The organism is Acetobacter papayae JCM 25143 (genome assembly GCF_000613285.1).
GTDB lineage: Bacteria > Pseudomonadota > Alphaproteobacteria > Acetobacterales > Acetobacteraceae > Acetobacter > Acetobacter papayae.
In genome coordinates, this window is sequence record NZ_BAIN01000166.1 from 1 (window position 1) to 775 (window position 775).

Below are 775 nucleotides of genomic sequence, written 5' to 3' on the forward strand. Positions count from 1 at the left end.
CGCGACCAGCGCTGCCGCACGCCCCCCCCACGCCTGATCCGGCGGCAGCACAGCCGCCTGCGGCCCCTGATCTGAGCAAAGGCACTGTTACGGGCCTGCCGCTGCCGCGCTACGCTGCCTGCGGGCGGATGAGGTGAACATGCGTGCCGGGCCGGGGCGGCGCTTTCCTATTCTGTGGGTTTATCACCGCCGCGGCATGCCCGTAAAAGTCGAGCGGGAGTTCGATGTCTGGCGGCTGGTGGAAGACCAGACCGGGCAGAAAGGCTGGATGCAGCAGGCCACCCTGTCTGGTGGGCGGGATTTTCTGATACCGGGCGAACAGCCGGGTGATCAGGCCCCCATCCCCGTCAAGGGTGACCAGAATGGAGATAACCCGGCATCGGCCGGTCATATGGACAGCCGAGAGGTGGCCCGCGCCGCGACCCCAGAAGAGGCCGCGCATGTCGCTGGTGGGGTTATGCTGCGTGCCACGGCGGATCAGGCCGGGGCGATCGTGGCGGTGCTTCAGCCCGGCACGGTTGGTTCCATCAAGGAATGTCCGCAGGGTTCGGGCTGGTGCCGGGTTTCCGTGCACCAGTATAATGGCTGGTTGCCCCGGCAGGCGATCTGGGGTGTGGAGCCGGATGAGGTTCTGGCACCCTCCTGAACACGTTTACAGCCCTGATGGCGCGCCGCGCCGTGCTCAATCAGGTTAGGGCAGGATAACGGGAATGGCTGCATCGTTTGACAGAGCTCTTGGTCGGCGTGCCATGCTTGCGGGGGTGGCAGGCCTATC

General features: G+C 66.1%; 1 protein-coding gene. It reads left to right on the forward strand.

All coding sequences use genetic code 11. The annotated features are described in order from the left end of the window. The first annotated feature begins 139 nt into the window (after window positions 1–139). Window positions 140–646, forward strand: coding sequence for an SH3 domain-containing protein (locus tag JCM25143_RS20450; RefSeq protein WP_234395361.1), 507 nt, complete (start codon window positions 140–142; stop codon window positions 644–646). The last annotated feature ends 129 nt before the right edge of the window (window positions 647–775 follow it).